Origin of the sequence: Serratia sp. HRI (genome assembly GCF_010119335.3) — a bacterium.
GTDB classification, from domain to species: Bacteria; Pseudomonadota; Gammaproteobacteria; order Enterobacterales; family Enterobacteriaceae; genus Serratia; species Serratia nevei.
This window is the reverse complement of sequence record NZ_CP083690.1, coordinates 3,378,654-3,403,870: the sequence shown is the minus strand read 5'-3', so window position 1 is coordinate 3,403,870 and position 25,217 is coordinate 3,378,654. Positions and strand designations below refer to the sequence as shown.

The 25,217-nt window shown below is 61.9% G+C and carries 22 protein-coding genes; 7 read left to right on the top strand and 15 right to left on the bottom strand.

Annotation, left to right across the window (positions count from 1 at the left end):
* Positions 1 to 24 precede the first annotated feature (24 nt).
* On the bottom strand, positions 25 to 1,275 hold the full coding sequence (locus GF111_RS16325) for a nucleoside permease (protein WP_047729826.1): 1,251 nt from the start codon (positions 1,273 to 1,275) through the stop codon (positions 25 to 27).
* Between the two features lie 81 nt (positions 1,276 to 1,356).
* Complete coding sequence (gene xapA / locus GF111_RS16320) at positions 1,357 to 2,178, bottom strand: xanthosine phosphorylase (RefSeq protein WP_055311870.1); 822 nt, start codon at positions 2,176 to 2,178, stop codon at positions 1,357 to 1,359.
* Between the two features lie 137 nt (positions 2,179 to 2,315).
* Between xapA and GF111_RS16315 the strand changes: the two genes are divergently transcribed.
* Positions 2,316 to 3,227, top strand: coding sequence for a LysR family transcriptional regulator (locus tag GF111_RS16315; RefSeq protein WP_060433585.1), 912 nt, complete (start codon positions 2,316 to 2,318; stop codon positions 3,225 to 3,227).
* A 17-nt stretch (positions 3,228 to 3,244) separates the two neighbouring features.
* On the opposite strand, the gene ftsP is transcribed toward GF111_RS16315, so the two are convergent.
* The 3 genes from ftsP to parC all read right to left on the bottom strand — a co-directional run bounded on the left by ftsP (position 3,245) and on the right by parC (position 8,047).
* Complete coding sequence (gene ftsP, locus GF111_RS16310) at positions 3,245 to 4,660, bottom strand: cell division protein FtsP (protein ID WP_038879454.1); 1,416 nt, start codon at positions 4,658 to 4,660, stop codon at positions 3,245 to 3,247.
* Between the two features lie 132 nt (positions 4,661 to 4,792).
* On the bottom strand, positions 4,793 to 5,527 hold the full coding sequence (locus GF111_RS16305) for a 1-acylglycerol-3-phosphate O-acyltransferase (RefSeq protein ID WP_004937266.1): 735 nt from the start codon (positions 5,525 to 5,527) through the stop codon (positions 4,793 to 4,795).
* 246 nt (positions 5,528 to 5,773) lie between these two features.
* Complete coding sequence (gene parC / locus GF111_RS16300; RefSeq protein WP_038879458.1) at positions 5,774 to 8,047, bottom strand: DNA topoisomerase IV subunit A; 2,274 nt, start codon at positions 8,045 to 8,047, stop codon at positions 5,774 to 5,776.
* A 315-nt stretch (positions 8,048 to 8,362) separates the two neighbouring features.
* Between parC and GF111_RS16295 the strand changes: the two genes are divergently transcribed.
* Both GF111_RS16295 and GF111_RS16290 read left to right on the top strand, forming a co-directional pair.
* On the top strand, positions 8,363 to 8,944 hold the full coding sequence (locus GF111_RS16295; RefSeq protein ID WP_038879461.1) for an NAD(P)H-dependent oxidoreductase: 582 nt from the start codon (positions 8,363 to 8,365) through the stop codon (positions 8,942 to 8,944).
* A gap of 33 nt (positions 8,945 to 8,977) precedes the next feature.
* Positions 8,978 to 9,286 carry a putative quinol monooxygenase gene (locus GF111_RS16290; RefSeq protein WP_080491120.1) on the top strand — a complete coding sequence of 103 codons (309 nt, stop codon included), beginning with the start codon at positions 8,978 to 8,980 and terminating at the stop codon, positions 9,284 to 9,286.
* 5 nt (positions 9,287 to 9,291) lie between these two features.
* On the opposite strand, the gene GF111_RS16285 is transcribed toward GF111_RS16290, so the two are convergent.
* The 6 genes from GF111_RS16285 to nudF form a co-directional block, all read right to left on the bottom strand.
* Positions 9,292 to 10,206, bottom strand: a complete 915-nt coding sequence (locus GF111_RS16285) for a LysR substrate-binding domain-containing protein (RefSeq protein ID WP_038879466.1) — start codon at positions 10,204 to 10,206, stop codon at positions 9,292 to 9,294.
* Positions 10,207 to 10,289: 83 nt separating this feature from the next.
* The gene (gene parE, locus GF111_RS16280; protein WP_025304305.1) at positions 10,290 to 12,185 is read right to left on the bottom strand and encodes a DNA topoisomerase IV subunit B; all 1,896 of its coding nucleotides are present in this window, start codon (positions 12,183 to 12,185) and stop codon (positions 10,290 to 10,292) included.
* 46 nt (positions 12,186 to 12,231) lie between these two features.
* Complete coding sequence (yqiA, locus tag GF111_RS16275; RefSeq protein ID WP_055316194.1) at positions 12,232 to 12,816, bottom strand: esterase YqiA; 585 nt, start codon at positions 12,814 to 12,816, stop codon at positions 12,232 to 12,234.
* Entirely contained in the window at positions 12,816 to 13,643 is an 828-nt protein-coding gene (cpdA, locus tag GF111_RS16270) for a 3',5'-cyclic-AMP phosphodiesterase (RefSeq protein WP_004937250.1), read from the bottom strand. Before cpdA ends, yqiA begins: the two co-directional genes overlap by 1 nt.
* Positions 13,644 to 13,670: 27 nt before the next feature.
* Positions 13,671 to 14,096: a DUF1249 family protein gene (locus GF111_RS16265; protein WP_004937244.1), complete on the bottom strand. Its 426-nt coding sequence runs from the start codon at positions 14,094 to 14,096 to the stop codon at positions 13,671 to 13,673.
* Positions 14,096 to 14,728: an ADP-ribose diphosphatase gene (nudF, locus tag GF111_RS16260; RefSeq protein ID WP_147190577.1), complete on the bottom strand. Its 633-nt coding sequence runs from the start codon at positions 14,726 to 14,728 to the stop codon at positions 14,096 to 14,098. Before nudF ends, GF111_RS16265 begins: the two co-directional genes overlap by 1 nt.
* A gap of 346 nt (positions 14,729 to 15,074) precedes the next feature.
* On the opposite strand from nudF, the gene hasF reads away from it, so the two are divergent.
* Positions 15,075 to 16,586 carry a multidrug efflux transporter outer membrane subunit HasF gene (gene hasF / locus GF111_RS16255; RefSeq protein WP_038879471.1) on the top strand — a complete coding sequence of 504 codons (1,512 nt, stop codon included), beginning with the start codon at positions 15,075 to 15,077 and terminating at the stop codon, positions 16,584 to 16,586.
* A 148-nt stretch (positions 16,587 to 16,734) separates the two neighbouring features.
* A complete protein-coding gene (gene dhaR, locus GF111_RS16250) occupies positions 16,735 to 18,684 on the top strand; it encodes a dihydroxyacetone kinase operon transcriptional regulator DhaR (protein WP_038879474.1) in 1,950 nt (649 codons plus the stop codon).
* Here the strand turns inward: dhaR and dhaM are convergent.
* The 4 genes from dhaM to GF111_RS16230 are packed head-to-tail and all read right to left on the bottom strand — an operon-like array spanning position 18,681 to position 22,993.
* A complete protein-coding gene (gene dhaM, locus GF111_RS16245) occupies positions 18,681 to 20,111 on the bottom strand; it encodes a dihydroxyacetone kinase phosphoryl donor subunit DhaM (RefSeq protein WP_038879476.1) in 1,431 nt (476 codons plus the stop codon). The genes dhaR and dhaM overlap by 4 nt on opposite strands.
* A gap of 17 nt (positions 20,112 to 20,128) precedes the next feature.
* Entirely contained in the window at positions 20,129 to 20,761 is a 633-nt protein-coding gene (dhaL, locus tag GF111_RS16240; RefSeq protein ID WP_038879477.1) for a dihydroxyacetone kinase subunit DhaL, read from the bottom strand.
* Between the two features lie 9 nt (positions 20,762 to 20,770).
* The gene (dhaK, locus tag GF111_RS16235; RefSeq protein ID WP_038879479.1) at positions 20,771 to 21,841 is read right to left on the bottom strand and encodes a dihydroxyacetone kinase subunit DhaK; all 1,071 of its coding nucleotides are present in this window, start codon (positions 21,839 to 21,841) and stop codon (positions 20,771 to 20,773) included.
* Positions 21,842 to 21,892: 51 nt separating this feature from the next.
* The gene (locus GF111_RS16230) at positions 21,893 to 22,993 is read right to left on the bottom strand and encodes a glycerol dehydrogenase (RefSeq protein WP_038879482.1); all 1,101 of its coding nucleotides are present in this window, start codon (positions 22,991 to 22,993) and stop codon (positions 21,893 to 21,895) included.
* A 353-nt stretch (positions 22,994 to 23,346) separates the two neighbouring features.
* On the opposite strand from GF111_RS16230, the gene GF111_RS16225 reads away from it, so the two are divergent.
* Complete coding sequence (locus tag GF111_RS16225) at positions 23,347 to 24,015, top strand: DUF1190 family protein (protein WP_033644601.1); 669 nt, start codon at positions 23,347 to 23,349, stop codon at positions 24,013 to 24,015.
* A gap of 3 nt (positions 24,016 to 24,018) precedes the next feature.
* Entirely contained in the window at positions 24,019 to 25,179 is a 1,161-nt protein-coding gene (locus GF111_RS16220; protein ID WP_033649062.1) for a glutathionylspermidine synthase family protein, read from the top strand.
* Positions 25,180 to 25,217: the final 38 nt, after the last annotated feature.

Here is a 25,217-nt window from a genome sequence, read left to right as displayed (position 1 = left end):
CGCAGCCAGGCTGCGCCCCCTACCCTACTGCGCCGCCACCGCGCTCTCCTGCGGCGAGTGGCGGTAGTTGAAGCTCAACGCGAACACGATCCCCAGCACCAGCGTATACAGCGCAAACACCAGCCAGATGCTCTGCCAGTCTTTCACGCCGTCATGGCTGAAGAAGTCCACCACCTCGCCGCTGGCGAGCGCCCCCAGATAGGCGCCCAACCCGTTGACCATGGTCATGAACAGCCCCTGCGCGCTGGCGCGGATGCGGTGATCGGCCTCTTTCTCGACGAAGATAGCGCCGGAGATATTAAAGAAGTCGAACGCACAGCCGTAGACGATCATGGACAACAGCAGCAGAACGAAACCAAAGCCGACCGGCGTGCCATAAGCCAGGAACAGGAAACGCAGCGTCCAGGCCGCCATGCTGATCAGCATCACCTGCTTGATGCCGTAACGGCGCAGGAAGAAGGGAATGGTGAGGATAAAGAACACTTCGGAGATCTGCGACAGCGACAGCAGCACCGCCGGATACCGGACGCTGAGGCTGTCCTGATACAGCGGATTGAGCGACAGATCGTGCAGGAACGGGTTGCCGAAGGTATTGGTTATCTGCAGCGCCGCCCCAAGCAACATGGCGAACAGGAAAAACAGCGCCATGCGCCGCTGGCGAAACAGCACCAGCGCATCCAGCCCCAGCACGCTCACCCAGCTCTTTGACTCGGCCGCGCGGTTGGTCGGGCAGCGCGGCAGCGTCAGCGAATAGGCGGACAGCAGCAGCGACGCCGCAGAAGCCAGGTACAGCTGCAGATTGCTGAGCTCAATTTGGCTAAAGCCGACCAGCCACATCGCCAGAATGAACCCCACCGTGCCGTACACCCGCACCGGCGGAAAGTCCTTCACCGTGTCAAAGCCGTGCTTCTCGAGGCAAAAATAGGAAATGGCGTTGGAGAGCGCGATGGTCGGCATATAGACCATGGCGTTGAACAGCATCACCCAGAACATCAGCATCGGTTGCTCGACCTGCGCCGCGCAGTACAGCGCCAGCGCCCCGAGCAGGTGGCAAAGCGCATACAGATAGTTGGCCTTCATCCACCGATCGGCAATGATGCCCGCCAGCCCCGGCATGATCAGCGCAGCGATGCCTTTGGCGCTGTAAACCATCCCCACCTGCATGCCGCTGAAATGCAGCGTGTTGATCATGTAGGAGCCCAGCGTGACCAGCCAGGCACCCCAGATAAAGAACTGCAGGAAAATCATGACTTTCAATCGTGTTTTTATCGCCATCGCCATCACCTTGTTATTATGCTTTCAACGATGATTGATGCGGCTGGGCCCCTGCCGCCCGCCGCCGGTTTGCTTGCGCTATTACAGCGTTTTGAACAGCTCGCGGATCAGGCGCATGAAATCGTCCGCCGCCAGCGCCGCGCAGCTGAGCGTTTGTTCATGGGAGAGCGGCGTATCCGACAGCCCTTCGGCGTAGTTGGTCATCGCGGACACCACCAGCACCTTGAGGCCGCAGTGGCGCGCCGTCAGGACTTCCGGCACGATCGACATCCCCACCACGTCGCAGCCCAGGGTCTGCATCATGCGGATCTCCGCCGGCGTTTCGAAATTCGGCCCGGTGTAGGCGGCGAATACCCCTTCCGCCAGCGGGATGCCCGCGCTTTCGGCCACCGCCGCCAGCTGGGCGCGCAGATCGCGATCGTAGGCGTTCGCCAGGCTGAAGAAGCGCGGCCCGAAGCGCTCGTCGTTGGCGCCGACCAGCGGCGATTCCGGCATGAAGTTGATGTGATCGGTAATGGCCACCAGGCTGCCCGGCGCCACCGAGCGGCGCAGTGAACCGGCGGCGTTGGTCGCCAGCAGGAACTCACAGCCCAGCAGTTTGAAGGTGCGCACCGCGGTAGTCATCACCTGCATGCCGCGCCCTTCATAGAAATGACCGCGCCCTTTCATGCACAATACCGGTACGCCCTCCAGCTTGCCGGCGACCAGCTGCCCGGCATGGCCGGCGACGCCGCTCACCGGAAAGCCCGGCAGCTCCGCGTAGTCGATGGTGATGGTTTCGGTCATCACCTCCGCCAGGGCGCCGAGCCCAGAGCCGAGAATCAAGGCCGCTTTCGGCTGGAAACCCGGCAGGCGTGCGCGGACGACATCGGCGCAGGTAAAAGCATCTTCTTGATTAAACATCGTATTCTCTCTTTCAGCGGGGGATAATAATCCCCATAGTAGAGAGCGAGGCTCAGCCGAGACCAATACATTCTTGGCGGCCGATTTATTCCATTTACCTATAAGTTGAGCTGCGTCACAAGGAGACGATATCCCGGATGAATCAGCCCCATGCCCTGCCCGATCCCGGCCGGATTAACTTCCGCCTGCTGCACTATTTCCGCGTGGTGGCGGAAGAGATGAACTTCACCCAGGCGGCTCGGCGGCTGAATATGTCACAGCCGCCGCTCAGCAAGCACATCAAGGAGCTGGAGAGCCAGCTCGGCGTGGTGCTGTTCAAACGCACCACCCGCTCCATGACGCTGACGCCGGCCGGCCGCACGCTGCTGCGCAACGTCGAGCGGCTGCTGGATCAGGCCGACAGCGCGCTGCATCAGGTGCAACAGATGGGGCGCGGCGAAGGCGGCCACATGGTGGTCGGCATGGTCGGCACCTCGGCCTGGGGCGGCCTGATCGCGGCGCTGCGGCGGTTCAGCGAGCAAAGCGCCGGCGTCACCTGGTCGTTGAACGAGCTGACGCCCAGCCAGCAAATCGCCGCGCTGCAAAAGCGGCATATCGATATCGGGGTCTGGCGAGAGGCGCAGCAGCAGACGCTGCCGGGGTTAACCTGCCAACGGTTGGCGAGCGAAAGCATCGCCGTGGTGCTGCCGCTCGATCATCCGCTGGCGCAGCAGGAAAACATCCCGCTGGCGGCGCTGCAGAACGATAGCTTCATCGTGCTGCCGCCGCATGAGGCCAGCCTGGGGCTGTATCTGCACAATCTGTGTCTGCAGCAGGGATTCTTGCCGGACGTCGCTTATCAGGTCAACGAGCCGCAAACCCTGCTGGCGCTGGTGGCGGAAGGCTGCGGCATTACGCTGCTGCCGGACAGCTACGGCCGCATTCCGTGGCCCGGCGTCCGCTTTTGCTCGCTGCAACAGGCGCCGCCGGCGGATCTGTATGCGGTTTACCGCGCCGACAGCGTCACGCCGGTAGTACAGGCCTTTCTGGAGAGGCTGCGGGCGCCATAGGCGGCCCGCAGCGCAGATTACATCGTCGGCTGCACCATCAACTGGCCGGCGGTGCCGCGATCGGCCATTTCCAGCGTCTGGCTGTAATACAGGAACGGGAAGTGTTCGGAGGTAGGTTGGTTGAAATACACCAGCAGCTCGACGTCGCCATCGACCCAGACGGTGTCCTTCCAGCCGCGATCTTCCGCCATCGGCTGCGCGCCGTTGACGCGTTTGATCAGGAACTGCACGCCCTGAATATGGAACGACTGCGGCGTATCCGCATGAATGTTCCAGCGTTCCCAGGTGCCTTGCTGCGCCTGCACGTCGATGCGGTTCATGTCCCAAATCGCGCCGTTGATGCCAACGCCGCCTTCGCCCAGGCGGAAATCGCGGGTGCGGCTGGCGCTGCCGTCCAACAGCTGATCCGCCAGCAGGCGCATCGGCAGGTTGTCGGTCACCAGCGGCAGCAGGCCGGTTGGGCGCAGCGTCAGCACCTGGGTGGACACCAGAATGCTCGACGGCTCGAACAGGCCGCGCAGGCGATCCATGATGCCCGCCGCTTCACCGGCGGTGATGGTCACCTCGTCGCCCTTCGACATGTCGATCAGCACTTCCCGGCGTTCGCCCGGCGCCAACGACAGCTGCTGCACCGCGACCGGCGCGGGCAGGAAGCCCTGATCGCTGGCGATCACGTTGAATGGGCGCCCGTCGCTGAGCTGCAGGGTATAGCGGCGCGCGTTGGAGGCGTTAAGCAGGCGCAAACGCACCCAGCCGCGCGACACTTCGACATACGGGTTTTGCACGCCGTTGACCAACAGCGTATCGCCGACGAAGCCGCCCTGCGACGGCGCATCGTATTGCGGCGTGCCGAAGTTATCAAAGCGCTTGTCCTGAATGATCAGCGGGAAATCGTCGACGCCGTAGTGGTTGGGCAGCGGCAGCGCTTTGCTGACGGCATCTTCCACCAGCCACAGCCCGGCCAGCCCGTTGTAAACGTGCGGCGCCATGCGGTTCGGCGTGTTGGCGTGGTACCAACAGGTGGCTGCCGCCTGACGAATAGGCAGCACCGGCGACCAGTCGACGTTAGGCGACATCATGCGCGGCGCGCCGCCCATCAGCGTGCCCGGCACCTGCAGCCCGCTGACGGTCATCGCCACTGGCTCCTGCAGGCGGTTGCTGTAGATCAGCTTGACGTCGTCGCCGCTGTAAACCCGCACCGTCGGCCCCAAATACATGCCGTTGACGCCCCACACCGCCGCTTTGCGGTTATCCATAAACGCCCAGTGGGCGCGCTGCAGGGTCAGGAACAGCGGCTGACCGCGGCGAGACTCCAGCAGCGGCGGAATGGGTAATGGGGTCTGCGTTCCGCTCGCCTCTGCCCTCAGCGGCACGGCGCTCGCGCACAGCGCCAGGCCCGATGCCTGTAAAAACTGACGTCGACTGAGTGACATATTTTCTCCATGAAAAGCAATAACTAAACCGTGTGCAAAACCCAAACGCCCGCCAATCAAGATTAGCAGGCGCTCAGGCGTTAACGGCGCTGAACGCCAATTAAAAACGTATTCTTTGAAGCCGGTAGACTCTTATTTTTTGGCGGCGTTGCGCTGGGCGACTTCGGCGTCCAATTCGGCGATCTTCGCCTCCATCAGCTCGCGGCAATGGGCCGCCAGCTCGCGCACGTTTTCTTTGCCGTATTTGCTGGTATCCACCGGCGCCAACATCTCGACGATCACATGACCGTTATTCCAGCGATTAAGATTTATATTACCGCTGGTGGTCGATACGCAGATCGGCACAATCGGCACACCGGCGGCGATGGCCGCGTGAAACGCGCCGGTTTTAAACGGCATCAGCCCGCGACCGCGGCTGCGGGTCCCTTCCGGGAACATCCAGATCGAAATGTCTTTCTTTTTGAACTGCTCCGCCACCTGGGCGATGGTGCCGTGCGCCTTGGCGCGATTATCACGATCTATCAGCAGATTACCGGTCAGCCAATACAGCGGGCCGAAAAACGGGATCCACACCAGACTTTTTTTACCGACGGTCACGGTGCGCGGCTGCACGATATTCGAGGCCGTCACCATGTCGTAGTTATTTTGGTGGTTGGCGATATAGATGCAGTTGCCGTTGTTGGCCGCATCGGCCGGCACGCGGGTTTCAACCTTGATGCCGAACAGCGTCGACAGGCGGCCGAAAAGGTGGCCGAAGGTCGCCACATGGCGGGGATTGCGCGGGCTGAACAAGCAATAAACAGAACCGAAAATACACACCAGAATACAGAAAAGAGTGGCGAGAACGGCACGCAAAATCAATAACATAACAACCTCATTAGCACACTGCCAACGCAGTTTACTTCGCTGCGCAGATTCCTTTACTCATTATTTGCCGGCCAGGCGATAAGCACGCCGATGTCGCCTGCGTTTCTCGCTATTTTCCCGCCAGCCAGCAATACGCACAATAATTTTATGCGCAGAAATGTTAACTATTTGGAAAATAAACGCCAGCAAAAATAAATAAGGCGGCCACAGCATGCTGCGACCGCCCGTTAACGCTGGCGCCAACGCTTACTCTTCGCTGTCGCTACCCGATACCCGCACCGGCGCATCCACTTCGACGCGATCGATACGCTGCAGGCCGCGCGGCAGCTGGGTGCCCTTGCGACCGCGCTCCGCACGGAACTTCTGCAGATCTTCCGGCCGCAGCGTCAGCTTGCGTTTGCCGACGTGCAGCGTGACGGACGCCTGCGGCGGCAACACGAACAGCCAGGCCAGCTTGTCTTCACCGGCCGCCGCCTGGGCTGCCGGAATGGAGACGATCTTGTTGCCTTTGCCCTTCGACAGCTGCGGCAGATCGGCAACCGGGAACATCAGCATGCGCCCGGCGGCGGTGATCGACAGCAGCATGTCGTCTGCGCCGTGGATCTCCATCGGCGGCAGCGCCCTGGCGTTGTCCGGCAGCGTGATCATCACCTTGCCGGCGCGGTTGCGCGCCACCAGATCGTTGAAGGTGCAAACGAAGCCGTAACCGGCATCGGATGCCATCAGTAGCTTCTGATCGTCGGCCGCCATCAGCACCTGCTCAATGGTGGCGCCCGGCGGCGGCGTCAGCTTGCCGGTCAGCGGCTCGCCCTGCCCACGCGCCGAAGGCAGCGTCATCGGATCGAGCGCATAGCTGCGTCCGGTGGAGTCGATGAACACCACCGGCTGGTTGCTCTTGCCGCGCGCCGCGCCGCGGAAGCTGTCGCCGGCCTTGTAGCTCAAGCCGGCCGGATCGATGTCGTGGCCCTTGGCGCTGCGCACCCAGCCCATTTCAGACAGCACGATGGTCACCGGCTCGGACGGCACGAAGTCGTGCTCGCTCATCGCCTTGGCTTCCGCACGCTCGGTCAGCGGCGAACGGCGATCGTCGCCGTAGGTCTGCGCGTCGGCCTGGATCTCTTTCTTAATCAGCGTGTTCAGCTTGCGCTCGGACGCCAGCAGCGCCTGCAGCTGATCGCGTTCTTTCGCCAGCTCATCCTGCTCGCCGCGGATCTTGACCTCTTCCAGCTTGGCCAGGTGACGCAGTTTCAGCTCGAGGATCGCTTCCGCCTGAGTGTCGGAGATGCCGAAACGCTGCATCAGCACCGGCTTCGGCTCATCCTCGCTGCGGATGATGTGGATCACCTCGTCGATATTGAGGAACGCCACCAGCAAACCTTCGAGGATATGCAGGCGTTTCAGCACCTTCTCGAGGCGGTAGTTCAGGCGGCGGCGCACCGTGTCGCGACGGTAGGCCAGCCATTCGGTGAGGATTTCCACCAGCCCTTTGACCTGCGGGCGGTTATCCAGACCGATCATGTTCATGTTGATGCGGTAGCTGCGTTCCAGATCGGTGGTGGCGAACAGGTGGTTCATCACCTGTTCCAGATCGATGCGGTTGGAGCGCGGTACGATCACCAGACGCGTCGGGTTTTCGTGGTCGGATTCATCGCGCAGATCTTCGACCATCGGCAGCTTCTTGGCGCGCATCTGGCTGGCGATCTGCTCCAGCACCTTGGCACCGGACACCTGGTGCGGCAAGGCGGTGATCACCGCGCTGCCGTCTTCTTTCTTCCACACGGCGCGCATGCGCACCGAGCCGCGGCCGCTCTGGTAAATTTTGCGGATTTCATCGCGCGGGGTGATGATCTCGGCTTCGGTCGGGAAGTCCGGCCCCTGCACGAATTCGAGCAGGTCATCGAGCGAAGCGCCCGGCTTGTCGAGCAGCGCCACCGCCGCCGCGGCGACTTCGCGCACGTTGTGCGGCGGAATGTCGGTCGCCATGCCGACGGCGATGCCGGTAGTGCCGTTCAGCAGGATGTTCGGCAGGCGCGCCGGCAACATCTTCGGTTCTTGCAGCGTGCCGTCAAAGTTCGGGATCCAGTCGACGGTGCCCTGCCCCAGCTCGGCCAGCAGCACTTCGGCGTATTTGGAGAGGCGCGATTCGGTATAACGCATCGCCGCAAACGACTTGGGATCGTCCGGCGCGCCCCAGTTCCCCTGGCCGTCCACCAGCGGATAGCGGTACGAGAACGGCTGCGCCATCAGCACCATGGCTTCATAACACGCGCTGTCGCCGTGCGGGTGGTATTTACCCAGCACGTCGCCCACGGTACGGGCGGATTTTTTGAATTTGGCGCTGTTGTTCAGCCCCAGCTCAGACATGGCGTAGATGATGCGGCGTTGTACCGGTTTCAAGCCGTCGCCAATGTACGGCAACGCCCGATCCATGATGACGTACATGGAATAGTTCAGATAGGCGTTTTCAGTGAATGTGTGCAGCGGTAAACGCTCTACACCGTCATGAGTCAGATCACTCATTACTCAATTATCCTCAGACCGTGGCTTGGCAATCCCTGGACGACAATAAGGCATCGCTTGTCGATTCTGCCCGCGATAGTAACCCATCTGCGGGGTGGCTGTCACAGTTGGCGCAAGGATCGCCGGCCGAAGGCGCTGTCGCCGGGGCGTTTAGGCAAAATTCCACCGTGATTGTTGATTAAGAATCAACACTGTTGTGCCTGCCGTCACGTTTTTACTTGCCTGGCCAACGATTACACTCTCGTTCAGCAAGCTGTTTTTGCGCCCCGCAGCGGAAAACGGCATCTATCTTAACTCTGACGGGAGCCGCAAAAGATGAGCAATATCCTGATTATCAACGCTAAAAAGCAATTCGGCCATTCCAACGGCGAACTCAACCAAACCCTGAGCGACGTGGCAGAAAGCTTCCTGCGCGATCTGCAGCACGATGTGCAGGTCACGGTGGTCGACGACGGCTATGACATTGAGGCCGAGGTGCAGAAATACCTGTGGGCCGATGCGGTCATCTATCAGATGCCGGGCTGGTGGATGGGCGAGCCGTGGATCCTGAAAAAATACATCGACGAAGTGTTCACCGCCGGCCACGGCAGCCTGTACGCCAGCGATGGCCGCACCCGCTCCGACGCCGGCAAGAAGTACGGTTCCGGCGGCCTGATTCAGGGAAAAAAATACCTGCTGAGCCTGACCTGGAACGCCCCGCTCGAGGCTTTCACCGATCCGAACCAGTTCTTCCACGGCGTCGGCGTCGACGGCGTTTACCTGCACTTCCACAAGGCCAACCAGTTCCTGGGGATGGAAGCCTTGCCGACCTTTATCTGCAATGACGTGATAAAACAACCGGATATCGAAACGGACATCGCACGTTATCGCGAGCATCTGGCGGAAATTTTTGCTTAACTGGCAGCGAAGGGCTTAACCAACGAGGTAATGATGATCACCGTAATCGCAGAAATCAAAGTCAAACCCGGCCACCGCGCCACCGTGTTACAAGCCATTGAAAAACTGGTGCCGCTGGTGCTGGCGGAAGAAGGCTGCGGCGAATACACGCCGATGGTAGACAGCCACACCCATGCCCCCTGGCAGAAACTGTCGCCGGACTCGGTGTTTATGCTGGAAAAATGGCAAAGCCAGTCGCATCTGGAAAAACACCTGCAGATCGAGCATATGCTCAAGCACCGCGAGACCATCAAGGACTACGTGCTGGGTACCGAGATCTACGTGCTGGAAAACGCGCTGTAATCCCCTCAGAGGCCCTCTGCGGCCTCTGGCGGTTCTGCCTCAAGGCGGGCGCTGACGTAGTCGAGAAAACAGGTGAGGCGCGCCGCCAGCTGGGCGTCGTGGTAATACACCGCGTGGATCGGTTGACGCGCGTCCAGCGTCTCCCGCACCAGCAGCGGTACCAGCCTGCCCGCTTCCCGATCGCGTCGCGTCATAAAGTCCGCCAGCTGGACAATGCCCGCCCCGCGCAGCGCCAACTCACGCAGCGTCTCCCCGCTGGAGGCCGAGATCGTCGGTTCGATGGCGAAATGCCGCGCCTGCCGGTGACGCAGCGGCCACTGGTTCAGCAACTCCGGATAGGTGAATCCCAACAGGCAATGGCGGTGCAGATCTTCCACGCCGCGCGGTTCGCCATGCCGTTGCAGGTAATCCGGGCTGGCGAGAATGCGCAACCGGCTGTTGCCCAGCAGGCGCGCGTGTAGCGTAGAGTCGCGCAGCGCGCCGATGCGGATCGCGATATCGGCGCGTTTCTCCAGCAGGTCGATATTGCGATCGTCGGTGTCCAGCTCCAGCTCAATCTGCGGATAACGGCGGCGGAACTCCGCCACCATCGGCACCAGCACATGCGCCATGAAAGGGGCGGCGGCGTTGACCCGCAGCCGACCGGCGGGCAGCCGGCGCCGCAGCGCCATTAGTTCTTCGGCCTGATCCACCGAACGCAGGATTTCGCGCGCAGGCGCCAGGAAGCTCTGCCCTTCTTCGGTCAGGCTCAGGCGACGCGTGGTGCGGCGCAAGAGCGTAGCGTCGAGCTTCGCTTCCAGACGGCTGAGTGCGCGGCTAACGCCGGAGGTGGTTTGGCCGAGCCGATCGGCGGCGGCGGTGACCGAACCGCTGTCGACCACCGCCGTGAACGCCAGCAGCTCTTCGAGGGTGATCTTCACGCGGTTCGCCCCAGGTTGACGGGCGCCGCATGCAACGCCCTGCGGGAAAGCAGGCCCGGCGTTTCACCGGGCCAGGATCAGGCTCAGACCGCCAGTTCGGCCATGTCGCCCTTGTCTTGCAGCCAGTTGCGGCGATCTTCCGAACGCTTCTTGGCCAACAGCATGTCCATCACCGCCAGCGTCTGATCGACGTCATCCTCAGCCACCGTCAGTTGCACCAGACGGCGGGTATTCGGATCGAGGGTAGTTTCGCGCAGCTGCAGCGGGTTCATCTCGCCCAGCCCTTTAAAGCGCTGCACGTTCGGCTTGCCCTTCTTGCGCTTCAGCTGTTCCAGCACGCCGGCTTTCTCTTCTTCATCCAGCGCGTAGAACACCTCTTTGCCGAGATCGATACGATACAGCGGCGGCATGGCGACATAGACGTGGCCGCCCTTCACCAGCGAACGGAAGTGGCGCACGAACAGCGCGCACAGCAACGTGGCGATGTGCAGGCCGTCGGAGTCCGCATCCGCCAGGATGCAGATTTTGCCGTAGCGCAGCTGGCTGAGATCTTCGCTGTCCGGATCGATGCCGATCGCCACGGAAATGTCGTGCACTTCCTGCGAGGCGAGCACTTCGTCCGAGGAGACTTCCCAGGTATTCAGGATCTTGCCCTTGAGCGGCATGATCGCCTGATATTCACGATCGCGCGCCTGCTTGGCCGATCCGCCCGCCGAGTCCCCTTCCACCAGGAACAGTTCGGTCATGGCCAGATCCTGCGAGGTGCAGTCCGCCAGCTTGCCCGGCAACGCCGGCCCGCTGGTCAGCTTCTTGCGCACCACTTTCTTGGCGGCGCGCAGACGGCGCTGGGCGCTGGAGATCGCCAGCTCGGCCAGCTGTTCCGCCGCCTGAACGTTCTGGTTCAGCCACAGGCTGAAGGCGTCTTTCACCACGCCGGAAACGAAGGCCGCGCACTGGCGCGAGGAGAGACGCTCTTTGGTCTGCCCGGCGAACTGCGGATCCTGCATCTTCACCGACAGCACGTAGGCGCAGCGATCCCAGATATCCTCCGCCGACAGCTTCACGCCGCGCGGCAGAATATTGCGGAATTCGCAGAACTCGCGCATCGCGTCCAGCAGCCCCTGGCGCAGGCCATTGACGTGGGTGCCGCCCTGCATGGTCGGGATCAGGTTGACGTAGCTTTCGGTCAGCAGCTCACCGCCTTCCGGCAGCCACAGCAGCGCCCAGTCCACCGCTTCGGTGTCACCGGCGAAATTGCCGACGAACGGCGCTTCCGGCAGGGTAATCAGGCCGTTAACCGCTTCCATCAGGTAGTCGGTCAGGCCATCCTGGTAGCACCAGCGCTGCTCGGTGTTGTTCACTTTGTCGATGAAATAGATCTCGACGCCGGGGCACAGCACCGCTTTGGCTTTCAGCAGGTGAGTCAGGCGCGATACCGAGAAGCGCGGGCTGTCGAAGAACTGTTCGTCCGGCCAGAAGTGCACGCTGGTGCCGGTATTGCGTTTGCCGCAGGTGCCGGTCACCGTCAGATCCTGCACCTTGTCGCCGTTTTCGAAGGCGATGCCGTAGACGTTGCCGTCGCGGCGCACGTTGACTTCCACCCGCTTCGACAGGGCGTTGACCACCGAGATCCCAACGCCGTGCAGGCCGCCGGAGAACTGGTAGTTTTTATTCGAGAATTTACCGCCGGCGTGCAGCCGGCACAGGATCAACTCAACCGCCGGCACGCCCTCTTCCGGGTGGATATCCACCGGCATGCCGCGGCCGTCGTCGATCACTTCCAGCGACTGATCGGCGTGCAGAATCACGTCGATACGCTTGGCGTGACCGGCCAACGCTTCGTCGACGCTGTTATCGATCACCTCTTGGCCGAGGTGGTTTGGGCGCGTCGTGTCGGTATACATGCCGGGACGACGGCGCACTGGTTCTAGACCGCTGAGTACTTCAATGGCATCAGCGTTATAGCTGGATTGAGTCATCGTTGATTATTTTTTCGTGGTTAAAGGGAGGTGCCGGAACGGTCCGTCAGACCGCGTTTAGCCCTAAAAAATCCACAATCTGGGGGAAGTAGTGCTCGAAACCGACGAAGGCGTGGTTTCCACCCGACTCCACCGTTTGCCGACACGCGGTGTAATACGCCACTGCCTGGCCGTAATCGAGAATTTCATCGCCCGTTTGCTGCAGCAGCCAGATTAAATCCGGCGACTCCAAGGGATCGATCTGCATCACTTTCAGATCGTAAACGTGACGTGACTCTAACACATATTGCTGGCCGGTGTAGGGGTTCTCGTTGGCGCCGAGATAGTCGACCAGCAGCTCAAACGGCTTGACCGCCGGGTTGACCACCACCGCCGGCAGCGAAAAACACTGCGACAGCCAGGTGGCGTAATAGCCGCCGAGCGAGGAGCCGACCAGCCCGAACGTTTGGCCGGCGCGCTCCAGCACCAGATTCTCCAGCATCTCGGCGGCCTCCGCCGGAAAAGCCGGCAGCTGAGGCACCAGCATCTGGATATCGGGATGGTGTTCGGCCAGCCAGGCCTTGAAGGCCACCGCCTTGGCCGACTGCGGCGAGCTGTTGAAACCGTGCAGGTAGAGCAGTGTCGAAGGCATCAGTATCCATCCGAGTCCATATCGGGGCGGAAATCGTCGTTTTCCAGGCGGAACACCTGCGTCTCGACGCGGCCGTCCGGCAACAGATCGAGGTAGCGCCAGCCGGGGGAGACGTCGTCGATGGTGAAGTTCGTGCAGTGCGGCTTGAATTGCACGCAGGTCGAGGGCGTCGCCAACAGGCGCCGGCCCTGCCATTCCAGATCCAGATCCTGGTGAATGTGCCCGCACACCACGGTATTCACTTTCGGATAACGCAGCAGGATCGCACCCAGCATATGCGGGTTGCGCAGGCTGTGCTGATCGAGCCAGGTACAGCCGGAAGGCAGCGGATGATGGTGCAGCAGCAACAGCGTATAGCGCTCGGGGTGAGCCTGCAGGCAGCGCTCCATCCACTCGAGCTGGTATTCGCTCAATTCGCCGTGCGGTACGCCGAACACCTGGCTATCCAACATCAGCACCTGCCAGTTATCGCCCAGCAGCACCTGTTTGGAAGGCGCAATGCCAGCGGCGGCCAACGCGTCGACCATCGCCGGTTGAAAATCGTGGTTACCCGGCAGCCACACGCAGGGGGCCGGCAGTTGCGCGATGCCGGCGGCGAAGTGGCGGTACGCCTCCTGCGAATGATCCTGCGCCAAATCTCCCGTGGCGACGATCAAGTCGACATCGCGGCGCTGCGCCTGGATGGCGTCCAGCACCGCGTGATAGCTGCGATAGGTATTGATGCCGAGCAACGTCTCGTGTTCGCCGGCAAAAAGGTGGGTATCTGTTATTTGTAGAATCCTGACCGCGGCCCCACTCGCCACGGGCAGTTTAAACAGGCTTTCCAAATGGTGTCCTTTGTTATTTCAGTCTGTCTAACAAACCGGAACCGCCATCGCTCCATGCGCCAAACAGTAGCGCAGCCAATCAGCAAGAAACTGGTTAATTTGATGCTTTTCGTCGCGTTGATGCAACTTTTTATTAGGATAATCATAACGCGCTTTAAAGCGGTAGATCTGCTGACTGGAACACACTTCCGCAACCATGGCGTCATGGTACAACCGCACCGTCATCGCGGGCAGGCTCCAGTAGCTGACCGCCGGAAAGATCTGCTCAATCTCCACCAACGACGTGTAACGCGTGGACTCAACGATGGTCAAACGATAGCCGGCGCCGTTCACCTGATAAGTCACCGTTTCGCCCGCTTCGTCGTTGCGCGGCAGCAAGCGGCGCAATTGCGCGAAGTTGGTTTCGCACAATCTCATCATTTCGGGGAAATCAGGGGTATAGCGCTGTTTCATTAGTTGGCCCACTCTTTTCTCAACGATTCATGGTGCAACGCCAGCCATTGCAATGCAATCACTGATGCGGCGTTATCGATCGCGCCCTCCTCCACCCAGCGGTAAGCCTGCTCGCGGCTGACCACGTGGACGCGGATATCCTCATGTTCTTCCGCCAGGCCATGGATGCCTTCGGCGGTGCCGGCGTCCACCTCGCCGACCATGATCGACAGACGTTCGCTGGTGCCCCCCGGGCTGGCCAGATAGCTCAGCACCGGCTTGCAGCGCCCGACCATCACGCCGGCCTCTTCCTGCGCTTCGCGGCGGCACACGTCTTCGACGCTTTCGCCGGTTTCGATCATACCCGCCACCATTTCCAGCAGCCAGGGCGAATTACTGGTATCGACCGCGGCGATGCGCAGTTGTTCAATCAGTACCACTTCGTCGCGCACCGGATCGTAGGGCAGCAGCACCGCCGCATGGCCGCGCTCGAAAATTTCACGCGTGATTTCAGGGCTCATTTCGCCATTGAACAAGCGATGGCGAAACCGGTATAAATTGAGTGAAAAAAAACCACGGTACAGCGTCTCGCGTGCAATAATTTCTACATCTTTTTTATCGAAAGTGACGGGTGACGGCTGCGAACGGTTCATGTGCGAATTCTCCTGCGTAGTATGCCGATAAAATAAACGGTTTTGATGACAGAAACAGCGGGACTCTCCGCCGCGGCTTTATGTTAGGCTGTTTTTCGCCGCCGGATGCGGCACGTTTGTGCGCTCGCATGTAATAGTGGGAAACAATCCGGATTGTCAGCCATAATATCAGCTGCAGTCGGCTCGGGCAGTTTGCCCTGGTAAATGGGCGGTCTGAAAGGTAAAAGTTACGTGAGATGGCACATTCAGCCACCTGATGCGTACCGCAGACTCTGCTAGAATCGGCAACTATTTCGTCTATCGTCAGCGCTAACATAGCAATATTGCTGCACAACAAGGAATGCAAATGAAGAAACTGCTCCCCCTTCTTATCGGACTGAGCCTGGGCGGCTTCAGTGCAATGAGCCAGGCAGAGAACCTGCTGCAGGTCTACAAACAGGCCAGGGAAAGTAACCCGGATCTGCGCAAAAGTGCTGCTGACCGCGACGCCGCATTCGAAAAGATCAATGAAGCGCGCAGCCCGCTGCTGCCGCAGCTCGGTTTAGCCGCAGGTTACGATTACACCAACGGTTATCGTGACAGCAATGGCGTTAACAGCAACGTGACCAGCGGTTCGTTGACGCTGACGCAAACTATTTTCGACATGTCGAAATGGCGCCAGCTGACGCTGCAGGAAAAGACCGCCGGCATCTCCGACGTCACCTTCCAGACCGCAGAGCAATCGCTGATTCTCAACACCGCCACTGCCTACTTCAACGTGCTGAAAGCGATCGACAAGCTGTCCTATACCCAGGCGCAGAAAGATGCGGTATACCGCACGCTGGATCAAACCACCCAACGCTTCAACGTGGGCCTGGTAGCGATCACCGACGTGCAGAACGCCCGCTCGAACTATGACACCGTGCTGGCGGCGGAAGTCTCCGCCCGCAACGATCTGGATAATGCGCTCGAAACGCTGCGCCAGGTGACCGGGGCCTTCTACCCGGAACTGGCCTCGCTGAATACCGATCGCTTCAGTACCCAGCGCCCAGAAGCGGTGAACAACCTGCTCAAAGAAGCGGAAGCACGTAACCTGAGCCTGCTGTCCGCCCGTCTGAGCCAGGATCTGGCGCGCGAGCAAATCCGCGCAGCCCAAACCGGCTATATGCCGACGATTGACGTCAGCGCGTCAACCGGCATCAGCAATACCAAATACAACGGCTCCAAAACCGGAGGCGCGAATGCTGCACGCTACAGCGATTCCGATGCGGGCCAAAATAAGGTCGGCATCAGCTTCAACCTGCCGCTGTACAGCGGCGGTGCGACCAATTCCCAGGTGAAACAGGCGCAGTACGGCTTCGTCGGCGCCAGCGAGCAGTTGGAAAGCTCACACCGCAGCGTGGTGCAGACCGTGCGTTCGTCGTTCAACAACGTCAACGCCTCGATCAGCAGCATCAACGCCTACAAACAGGCGGTGATCTCCGCGCAGAGCTCGCTGGATGCGATGGAAGCCGGTTATCAGGTCGGTACCCGTACCATCGTCGATGTGCTGGACGCCACCACCACCCTGTATAACGCCAAACGTCAGCTGTCCGACGCGCGTTATACCTATCTGATCAACCAGCTGAACATCAAGTCGGCGCTCGGCACGCTGAACCAAAACGATCTGCTGCTGTTGAATGGCGCGTTGGGTAAACCGGTGTCGACCGCACCTGACGCCGTCGCACCGCACAACCGCGCTCAGGACGCCTATGCGGACGGTTATCAGGACAATGCGCCAATGCAGCAAACCGCAGCGCCGGCACCAAGCGCCACACGCGCTGCGGCACCGGCCGTCCGCCAACCGGTACGCAACAGCGGCAACCCATTCCGCAACTGAAGCGCGCGTTGATAAACACGGGGTCCGGCCTGCGCCGCACCCCGTTTTTTTTGCCCCGATTTCCCCACTTCTGCCCGCCACCTCACAGCCGTCGCTGCCCCAGGTGGTATCATCGTCACTCTCGTTTTCGCAGTCTGGATGAGGTTCGATGGACAACGATTCACGCTGGCAGCGCTTGATTAACGACGGCGAACTGCCGCCGCCGCTGCGCCCGACACAGGCGGTTTACGCCTCCTGGCTGCGTTGCCGCAGCCTGATGCAGCCCGACGTCTGGCAAGCACCGCACCGCGCTCAGGGCGCCACCTTCGAATCGATTTGCCGCCGCAAGAACGACCTGCTGACGCTCGGCCAGGCGGCGCTGGAAGATGCCTGCGAATATATGGAGCCACGGCGTTGCCTGTTGATGATCCTCGACGAGAGCGGCTGCATGCTGTGGCGCTGCGGCGACGCCAAAACCTGGGAGCTGTTGCAGCCATTGGGGTTCGCCCCCGGCGCTTACTGGGCCGAGGGGCAGATCGGCACCAACGCCCCGGCGCTGGCGGCGGCGGAAGGCCACCCGGTGCGGGTGAGCGGCGAGGAACACGTGCGCCGGGCGCTGCACGGCTGGTCGTTCTGCGCCACGCCGGTCTACGACAACAGCGGCCGCCAACGCGGCTCTATCGCGCTAGGCTGCCTGCTGGCCGACTGCGCCGCCGGCGATCTGTCGCTGACGCTGGCCATCGCCCGCGAAATCGGCAATTCGCTGAACGCCGACGGCCTGCTGGCGGAATCCAACCGCCATCTGAATCAGCTTTACGGCCTGCTGGACGGCGTGGACGACGGCGTTATGGCCTGGGATCACCGTGGCTACCTGCAATACATCAACCAGCGCGCCGCCGGCCTGCTGAAGCTGGATGAACAGCAGAGCCAGGGCAAACCGCTGGCGCAGCTGCTGACGCTGCCCGCCCTGCTCAAGCGCGCCATCGCCGACCGGCAGCCGCTGCAACACGTCGAAGTCACCTTCGAAAGCCAGCGGCAGTTTATCGCCGCCTTGCTGACGCTCAAGCCGATTTTCGACGGCGATCGCTGCAGTTTCATCGCCCTGCTGCACCCGCTCGAGCGGCTGCGCCAGTACGTCAGCAGCCAGCTGGGGCGCGTCAGCCACAGCTTTGAGCAGATGCCCTCCGCCTCGCTGGAGATGCGGCGGCTGATCCGTTACGGGCAGCAGGCGGCCAAGGGCCAGCATCCAATCCTGCTGCGCGGAGAGGAAGGGGTCGGCAAAGAGCGGCTCAGCCAGGCTATCCACAACGCCGGCGAACGCGCCGCCGGGCCGTATATCGCCCTCAACTGCCAGCTGCTGCCGCAGGCGCAGGGGTTGCGTGAGCTGCTGGGCAGCGACGCCAGCGAAGAAGAGGCGGGCCAGCTCAGCAAATTCGAATTGGCCAACGGCGGTACGCTGTACCTCGAACAGATCGAATACCTGCCGGCGGAGATGCAGTCGGCGTTGCTGCAGGTGCTGAAAACCGGCGTGGTGATCCGCCTCAATTCCAGCCGGGTGATCCCGGTCGATGTGCGGGTGATCGCCGGCAGCGCCGCCGATCTGCCGCTGCTGGTGCAGCAAAACCGCTTCCGCCGCCAGCTGTTTTACAGCCTGCAAGCCTTCGAGATCCAGATCCCGCCGCTGCGCCAGCGGCTGAGCGATATTCCGCTGCTGGTCAAACACCATCTGCGCGCGCTGGAGCTGCATTTTCAGTGCCGCTTCCGGGTGGATGACGAAGTGATGGCCCAGCTGGCGCTCTACCTGTGGCCGGGCAACGATTTGGAACTGAAAGGGGTGGTGGAGCGCGCGGCGATGATCTGCCACGGCCACCACATCCAGTTAGCAGATTTGCCGGCACACCTGCTCGGCCAGCCATCGCTGCTGGAGAGCGATCCGCAGCCCGGCGCGCCGCTGTTGACGCTGACGGACATGGAGCGCCAGGCGATCCTCCGCGCGGCGACCGTCAGCCGAGGCCAGCTGACAGAGATGGCACAGCTGCTGGGCATCGGCCGCACCACCCTGTGGCGGAAGATCAAACAGCACGGGATCGACATCCGCCAGTTCAAGCTGCGCGCCTAGTGGCTGAGCTGCAACACCCCGCGCGCGGCGTCCAGCATCGCCTTCTGCCCGCTGCGGGTTTTACTCAGGCAATCCTGCATGCCGACCACCATCGGAATACCCATCGCCTTCGCCAGAATGGCGCTGTGCGACAGGGCATTGCCACCGCTGAGGCAGATGCCAAGCACCAGCCGCCTGTCGAGCATCACCACTTCTGAAGGCATCAGCTCGTCCATCACCAGTATCGACGGCTCTGCCAGCGCGATGACCGGCAGCGGCAGCCCCTGCAAATGGCACAGCGTGCGGCGCAGCATGTCGCGCACGTCCAGTTCACGCGCCCGCATGTAGTCGTCATCCAGTTCGCGGTACTCTTCGGCGATTGCCTCCAGCACCTGCCGCCAGGCCTGTTCGGCGCAGCACAGCTGCTGCGCGATGCGGGTGTACGCCGCCTGCTGCAGATCCGGATCGTCCAGCAGCATGCTGTGGGCGCCGAAGATCGCCGCCTGCGGCTTGCCGATCAGCGTGCCGGTACGTTCCGCCAGCCGGTTCAGATCGCTCAGGGTGTGCTGTAGCGCCTCCCGCAGGCGTTGCTGTTCGCCCAACACCTCGTCCGCGCCAATCCGTCTATCGACGGTTGGCGGCCAGAAGCAGTGGGCCTGGAACACCGGCCCGCTGGTGACACTTTCCGCCACCGGAATGCCATGCAGCGAAGGCTGCTGCCGCTCGGAAACCGTCTCGCCGAAATGTTGTTCCGCCAGCGCTTTGAACGCCGCCAGCGCTTCGTCCGCCTGCGCGCCGTCAGCGATCAAGCGAATGGTGTCGCCGTGGCGCACCTGCAGCAGCGCCAGCTGATTGAGGCTGCGCGGATCGACGCACTGCCCCTGTTTTTCCAGCACCAGCTCGGCCTTGAACGGCGCCAGCGCCTCTACCAGCCGCGCCGCCGGGCGCGCATGCAGCCCGTGCGGGTTCTGCACCGTCCAGGTTGCACTTTTGCCCTGCGCCAGCGGCAAAGCCGCGCTTTTCGCCGTAGATGTGGCCTCGCCCAGCTGCGCCTGTTTAGCCTGCAGCGCACCCTGCGCCTCCGCCACTACCTGCTCCAGCGAGGCGCCGGAGTTGGCGGCGACCACCGCCGCCAGCGTGCCTTCGACCAGCGGCGCCGCACACAGCCGCACTTTGGCGGCCACGTCTGGGTCCAGCAGATCGAGCGCGGTTTCCGCGCTGAGCAGCGCGCTGCCCAGGTCCATCAGCACCAGAACGCCGTCGCCGTCGGCAACCGCTTCGATCGCCTCCATCACTTTGACCGCGTCGGTGCCGATCGGATGCTGCTCGTCATCCACACCCGCCGCCAGCGCCAGCTTGCAGCCATCACCGCGCATCATCTGCCGCGCCAACTGCTCAACGCCGCGCGCCAGCAACGCACTGTGCGAAACCACCACGATATTAATCATCTCGCCTCCTGCTACAGCTAACTACCGGCGACCTCGGCCAGCGTTTTCATCATCAGCATCACCGAAGTGGCGCCGGGATCCTGGTGGCCGATGCTGCGCTCGCCCAGGTAACTGGCCCGCCCCTTGCGCGCCTGCATCGTGATGGTGCTCTCCACCGCCCGCTCGGCGCTGTCGGCGGCGCGCTGCAGCGCCTCCGCCACGCTCAGGTTCTGCTGCGCGGACTGGCCGAGGCTTTCCACCACAGGCCACCAGGCGTCGCACATGGTTTTGTCGCCCGGCTCCGCCTTACCGCGCATCACCACGCCTTCCACCCCCTCCTGCATCATCTGCTGCAGCTCCGCCAGATCCAGGCTTTGCTTGGCGTTCGCCGCCTGCGCCGCGCGGATGAAGAAGGTGCCGAACAGCGGACCGCTGGCGCCGCCCACGCTCGACAGCAGCGTCATACCGGTGTTTTTCAGAATGAAGCCGATATCTTTGTCCGCCACCGACGGCAGTTTTTCTACCACCTTGTTAAAACCGCGATTCATGTTCAAACCGTGGTCGGCATCGCCGATCTCGGTGTCCAACCGGGTCAGAAAATCGCGCTCCCGGCTGAACACCTCGCCGCAACGCATCAGCCAATCGACAACCTGTTGTTTGGTCAACGCCATGATTCCTCCTCAGCAACCCCAACGCAGCGCAGGCGTTTTCACCGGCGCATCCCACAAGGACAACAGCTCATCGTCCACGTTCAACAGCGTGATGGACACGCCCTGCATATCGAGCGAGGTGCAATAAGCGCCCACCAGGTTGCGTTCGATAATAATGCCGGCCTCGGCGCAGCGTTCCGCCAATCGATGGTATACGCCATACAGCTCGGACAGCGGCGTGGCGCCCAGGTTGTTGACCAGCGCGATCGCCCGATCGCCGCGCGTCAGCGGCTGCTTGGTCTGCATCTCATCGCGCCACTCGCCCTGCTGACGATCCCAGACGCGGATCGTGCGCTGATAGTGGCCGTGGTCGATCAGCGTATGGAACATGTCGTCCACCGCCGCGTTGAGCGTGGTGAACGGGCGGCGCGCAATGCCCGGCTCGCCGTGAATGCCGACGCCGAACTCCATTTCGTTCTCCGCCAGGGTGAACGACGGCTTGCCGGCGGCCGGCACGGTGCAAGCCCCCAGCGCGATGCCGATCGAATGCCCGTGGTTATTGATGCGATGCCCCAGCGTCACCACGCTGTCCAGATCGTCGCCGCGCGCCGCGGCGGCGCCCAGCAGCTTCTCCATCAGCACGGTGTTGGCTACCCCGCGCCGTCCGGCGGTAAACAGGCTGTCTTTGACCGCCACGTCATCATCCACCAGCACCGTCGCCACCGCGACGCCGCTGTCGTGCAGCAGCTCGGTGGCGGTTTCGAAGTTGAGCACGTCGCCGGTGTAGTTCTTGATCAGCAGCAACACCCCGGCGCCGCCGTCGATCGCCTGGCCGCACTCGTACATTTTATCCGGCGTCGGCGAGGTGAAAATTTCGCCCGGACAGGCGCCGTCGAGCATCCCTTCGCCGACGAAACCGCAGTGCATCGGCTCATGGCCGCTGCCGCCGCCGGACAGGATCGCCACTTTGCCCACTACCGGCGCGTCAGCGCGGGTCACGAACGCCGGATCCGCGTGCACCAGCAGCTCGGGATGGGCCTCCGCCAGCCCCTGTAACTGCTCTTCCAACACCGACTCGACCTGATTAATCAGTTTTTTCACGATGGTTTCCTCTGTAAGAACAAGGGCGCGGCACACCGCGCCCCAAGGGTATCAATGATGCTGCAACCAGGCGGCGCCCAGCCGATCCGCCGTCAGGATCGCCGCCTGCACGCCCGCAGGGGCGACCTTGAACGGCATGTTGTGAATGGTTTCGCCGGTGGCGCAGCTGGCCTCGGCCACCGCCATGATCTTCGCCGTCGCATCACCGGTGACGCCCATCTGCGCCAGCGTGATCGGCAGGCCGATGCCATGGCAAAACGCCAGCACGGTTTCAATCTGCGCCATCGGGCTGTTCTGCAGCACCAGCTGTGCCAGGGTGCCGAACGCCACTTTCTCGCCGTGATACAGGTGGTGGCACTCTTCCAGCACGGTAAAACCGTTGTGGATGGCATGCGCCGCCGCCAGCCCGCTGCTCTCGAAGCCGATGCCGCTCAGATAGGTATTCGCCTCAATGATGCGCTCCACCGCTTCCGTCACCACGCCGGCCTCGACCGCCAGTTTGGCTTTCACCCCTTCCGCCAGCAGCGTGTCATAACACAGCCGCGCCAGGCTGAGCGCCGCCAGCGTCGATTTGCCGCCGGCCATGCTGGTGGCCTGGGCGTCGAAACAGGCCTGGGCTTCGAAATAGGTGGAGAGCGCGTCACCCATGCCGGCCACCAGCAGACGCACCGGCGCTTTGGCGATGATGGCGCTGTCCATCACCACCATGTCCGGGTTGCGCGGATAAATCAGGTATTCGGCGAATTCGCCCTGTTCAGTGTAGAGGACCGACAGCGCGCTGGTCGGCGCATCGGTGGAGGCGATGGTGGGAATAAGCACCACCGGCAGCTGTTGGTAGTGCGCCACGGCCTTGGCGGTGTCGAGCGTCTTGCCGCCGCCGACGCCGATCACGCCGCGGCAGCCGTGAGCCTGCAGCTCATGGCCGAGCCGGTCTATCTCTTTGCGGCAGCATTCGCCGTTGAAGCGGGCCGCGTGATGTTTCACGCCGTGCTGCTGCAGGCTGCCCATCAGGGTGTCGCCCGCCAGCTGCATCACGAAGTCGTCAGCGATCACCAGGTAGTGATCGGCGAGGGATTTGGCGTATTCGCCGACGGCGGCCAGCGCATTGGCGCCCTGAATATATTTGCCTGGTGACTGGATGATTCTCAACATAACCGGATCCTTGTAGGGAGTTGGCGATGGTAACGTTCAGATATCAGGTGATGACGCGCCGACTTCGCCGCCGGCTTGTTGTTGTGCTTCGACTATGAGCGCCCGCCGCCCGCCTGGCGAGCCTCGCGATTTTTGTTCCATTATGGAACATCATCATAGCGACAACGTTTCATGATGAAACGCCAACGCGCGTTTTTTCGCCGCGAAAGCGAACTGGCGCACACCCCAACGTATAACTGCGTAAAGAGTCGATTCTGCGGGCGTTTCAGCTTTAATTTTGACCATGTTTCCCCTATCCTTAGCGCCACTACTGGGAAAGGGCGAAAACAGCCCGCATGATGGGATTGATAACGATGAAACGGACAAAAAACATCAACCAAGAGACGTTCCGCAAATCCTGGCGCAGCTACCGTGTCGCGCCCGTGGCTTTGGCGATCAGCGCTGTCTTTATGCTGGCCGGCTGCGAGAAGAGCGATGAAACGGTCTCCCTGTATCAGAATGCCGATGACTGTTCGCGCGCCAATCCTTCGATGAGCGAGCAGTGCACCACCGCCTACAACAACGCCCTGAAAGAAGCGGCGAAAACCGCACCGAAATATGCTACCCGCGAAGACTGCGTCGCCGAGTTCGGCGAAGCGCAGTGCACCCAGGCGCCGGCTCCGGCGCAGGCCGGCATGGCGGCGGAATCGCAAAGCAGCGGCAGCTTCTGGATGCCGCTGATGGCGGGCTACATGATGGGTCGCCTGATGGGCGGCTCCGGCTTCGCGCAGCAGCCGCTGTTCACCTCCAAGAACGCCGCCAGCCCGGCAAACGGCAAGTTTGTCGACGCCAGCGGCAAGAGCTACGGCCCGGCCACCGCCGGCGGCCGCACCATGACGGTGCCGAAAACCGCCATGGCACCGAAGCCTGCGGTCACCAACACCGTGACCCGCGGCGGCTTCGGCGAGACCGTGGCCAAGCAGACCAGCATGCAGCGCAGCAGCGCCACCTCCAACTCCGGCTCTCGCAGCATGGGCGGTTGATGCATGAAACGTATTGCTATTACCGAGCGCCCGGACTGGCGTGAAAAAGCGACCGAGTTCGGGTTCCGTTTCCACACCATGTACGGCGAGCCCTACTGGTGTGAAGACGCCTATTACCAGTTCACGCTGGCGCAGATTGAAGAGATCGAAAGCGCCACCGCCGAGCTGCACCAGATGTGCCTGCAGGTGGTGGAAAAAGTGGTTGGCAGCGACGAGCTGATGGCCAAGTTCTGCATCCCGAAACACACCTGGGAGTTCGTGCGCAGCTCCTGGCGCACCAACCAGCCGTCGCTGTACTCGCGTCTCGATCTGGCCTACGACGGCGTCAACCCGCCGAAGCTGCTGGAGAACAACGCCGATACGCCAACCTCGCTGTATGAGGCGGCCTTCTTCCAGTGGCTGTGGCTGGAAGACCAGATCAACGCCGGCAAGCTGGATCCGGAGTCGGATCAGTACAACAGCCTGCAGGAAAAACTGATCGAGCGTTTCGCCGAGCTGAAAGCGCATCACGGTTTTGGCCTGTTGCACCTGGCCTGCTGCCAGGACAGCGAAGAAGATCGCGGCACGGTGCAATATCTGCAGGACTGCGCGCAGGAAGCCGGTCTGCCGACCGAGTTCCTGTTCATGGAAGAGATTGGCCTTGGCGAGAAAGGCCAGTTTACCGATCTGCAGGATCAGGTGATCGGCAACCTATTCAAGCTCTATCCGTGGGAATTCATGCTGCGCGAGATGTTCTCCACCAAGCTCGAAGACGCCGGCGTGCGCTGGCTGGAGCCGGCCTGGAAGAGCATCATCTCCAACAAAGCGCTGCTGCCGCTGCTGTGGGAAATGTTCCCGAACCACCCGAATCTGTTGCCGGCTTATTTCGCGCAAGACGATCATCCGCCGATGGATCATTACGTCACCAAGCCGCTGTTCTCACGCGAAGGCGCCAATATCCAGATCGTCGAAAACGGTCAGGAAGTGGCGCGCGTCGATGGGCCATACGGCGAAGAGGGCATGATCGTGCAGCAGTTCCATCCGCTGCCGAAGTTCGAAGACAGCTACACGTTGATCGGCAGCTGGCTGGTAAACGATCAACCCTGCGGCATCGGCCTGCGCGAAGATCGCGAACTGATCACGCAGGATCTGTCGCGCTTCTATCCGCACACCATCCTCGGCTGATCCCCCCACCGAAGACAAAAACGCCAGTCTCTGACTGG